This is a genomic window from Noviherbaspirillum denitrificans, assembly GCF_002211445.1.
Lineage (GTDB): Bacteria > Pseudomonadota > Gammaproteobacteria > Burkholderiales > Burkholderiaceae_D > Noviherbaspirillum > Noviherbaspirillum denitrificans.
Genome location: NZ_LSTO01000039.1, coordinates 1 through 2,494, shown reverse-complemented (window position 1 = coordinate 2,494; position 2,494 = coordinate 1). Strand labels below are relative to the sequence as shown.

The following is a 2,494-nucleotide window of genomic DNA, read 5'->3' as shown; positions in this document are numbered from 1 at the left end:
TGTTGACGTTCACTGAAAATTGACCCACTTTCCGCAGTAGTTTTCATCCAAATTTGACCCACGTGATTCAATCGCCTGCTCAATAAATGGGCAGGAGGACGAGGAGTGATCACAGTGGGCATGTTTGCCAAGATCAGGCGGATGCATTTCCGCGAGAAGCTCTCCATACGAGAGATCGAACGGCGCACGAATCTGTCGCGCAATACGATCCGCAAGTGGCTGCGCGAGCCAGCCATGACCGAACCAAGGTATCCGGAACGCGAGGGCAAGAGCGTCGTTGACGCCTATGCTGAGCAGGTCCGGACCTGGATTCAAACCGACAGCCACCGCGCCAAGCGGGATCGACGTACGGCCCGTGTCATGTTCCAGGCGATCCAGGCGCAGGGTTACAGCGGTGGATACGGCCGTGTCTGCGCGCTGGTTCGCCGGCTGCAGCAGGAACTGGCTCAGGCACCGAGCCGCAAAGCGTTCGTGCCGCTTGCCTTCGCCCATGGCGAGGCATTTCAGTTCGACTGGAGCTGCGAGTACGCCTGGATTGGCGGCTTGCGCCGGCGTCTGGAGGTAGCGCACTGCAAGCTGGCGTCATCCCGTGCCTTCTGGCTGGTGGCGTATCCGTCGCAAAGCCACGAGATGCTGTTCGATGCCCATACCCGCTCGTTTGCCGCCTTCGGCGGGATCCCGCGGCGGGGCATCTACGACAACATGAAGACCGCCGTGGACAAGGTCGGCAAGGGCAAGGAGCGCAACGTCAATGCCCGCTTCGAGGCCATGTGCGGGCACTATCTGTTCGAGCCGGAGTTCTGCAACCGGGCGGCTGGCTGGGAAAAGGGAATCGTCGAGAAGAACGTCCAGGACCGGCGCAGGCAGATCTGGGTGGCAGCAGCCGACATCCGCTGGAACAGTCTGGGACAACTGAATGACTGGCTGGCCGAGAACTGCCGGCAAAGCTGGGAAGACATGGCGCATCCCGACTGGCCGGAGATGAAGGTGGCCGAGGTTCTGCAGGACGAACGGTTGCAATTGATGCCGGTCCCCAAGCCATTCGACGGTTACGTCGAGCAGCCGGTACGGGTGTCGTCAACAAGCCTGATCCACTTCCAGAAGAACCGTTACAGCGTCCCGACACCCTATGCACACCGCGTAGTCAGCCTGCATGTCTATCCAACCGAACTGGTGGTCGTCGCTGATAACGAAGAGATTGCGCGGCACGAGCGCGTGTTCGACCGCTATATCACCCGCTACAACTGGCAGCACTACATCCCGCTGATTGCCCAGAAGCCCGGTGCATTACGTAATGGAGCGCCATTCCAGACCATGCCCGAGCCGCTATTGCACCTGCAGCGCCATCTCCTGAAACATCCTGGGGGTGACCGCGTCATGGCGCAAGTCCTCTCGGCCATCCCGGATCACGGGCTCGAAGCCGTACTGGATGCAGTCAGGAACGCGCTGGAATCGGGACGACCCAGCGGTGAACACGTTCTCAACGTGCTTGGCCGCATCAAACAGGCACCGGCGACTGCATCGATTACGACAGCGCTGACACTGAAGGAAGAGCCACAAGCCAATGTCTCCCGCTACGAGCGGTTGCGTTCGCTGGATACGGAGGTTCAGCATGTCGCATGAGATCGTCAACCAATTGAAGAGCCTGAAGCTGCACGGCATGGCACAGACCTGGTCGGAGCTGGTAGCCCAGGCCCGCATAGCGGACTTCGATCCGGAGCGGTTCATGGTCCAGCTGCTCAAGTCAGAGACGGCCGAGCGCGAGGTTCGCTCGATTGCCTACCAGATGACGGCTGCCCGCTTCCCCGCACATCGTGATTTGAATGGCTTTAACTTCGCCGAGGCGAAGGTCGATGAAGCGCTGATTCGGCAGCTCCACACCATGTCGTTCCTGGACGCCGCACACAACCTGGTGTTCATTGGCGGACCGGGTACCGGCAAGACGCATCTAGCCACGGCGCTTGGGATCGAAGCCATCAACCGGCACGGCAAGCGCGTCAGGTTCTTCTCCACTGTTGAACTGGTCAATGCGCTGGAACTAGAGAAGGCGGCCGGTAAGCAAGGCCAGATCGCACACCGGCTGATGTACGTCGATCTGGTCATCCTCGACGAACTGGGGTACCTGCCGTTCAGCCAGGTTGGTGGTGCACTACTGTTCCACCTGCTCTCAAAGCTGTACGAACGAACCAGCGTAGCGATTACGACCAACCTGAGCTTCGGCGAGTGGCCTGCGGTGTTCGGGGACGCGAAGATGACGACAGCATTGCTGGACCGACTCACGCATCACTGCCATATTATTGAGACCGGCAATGATTCCTGGCGCTTCAGGCACAGTGAATCGACGCGGAAGACATCCCCCAGAAAGGGCTCGAAGAAGGGAGAAACAGGACTAGCGACCGAAGACTTATCCACAGCAGCGTAGCCGTCTACGCATAAAAAGGGTGGGTCAAAATTCGATGAAAATCGTGGGTCACTTTTACGTGAACATCAACAG

At 59.3% G+C, this 2,494-nt stretch carries 2 protein-coding genes; both read left to right on the top strand.

Annotated elements, in window-relative coordinates; all coding sequences use genetic code 11:
* The first annotated feature begins 120 nt into the window (after positions 1 to 120).
* Positions 121 to 1,623 carry an IS21 family transposase gene (istA, locus tag AYR66_RS27990; RefSeq protein ID WP_420093097.1) on the top strand — a complete coding sequence of 501 codons (1,503 nt, stop codon included), beginning with the start codon at positions 121 to 123 and terminating at the stop codon, positions 1,621 to 1,623.
* Positions 1,613 to 2,422: an IS21-like element helper ATPase IstB gene (istB, locus tag AYR66_RS27985; protein WP_088707203.1), complete on the top strand. Its 810-nt coding sequence runs from the start codon at positions 1,613 to 1,615 to the stop codon at positions 2,420 to 2,422. The genes istA and istB overlap by 11 nt, the downstream gene beginning before the upstream one ends.
* Positions 2,423 to 2,494: the final 72 nt, after the last annotated feature.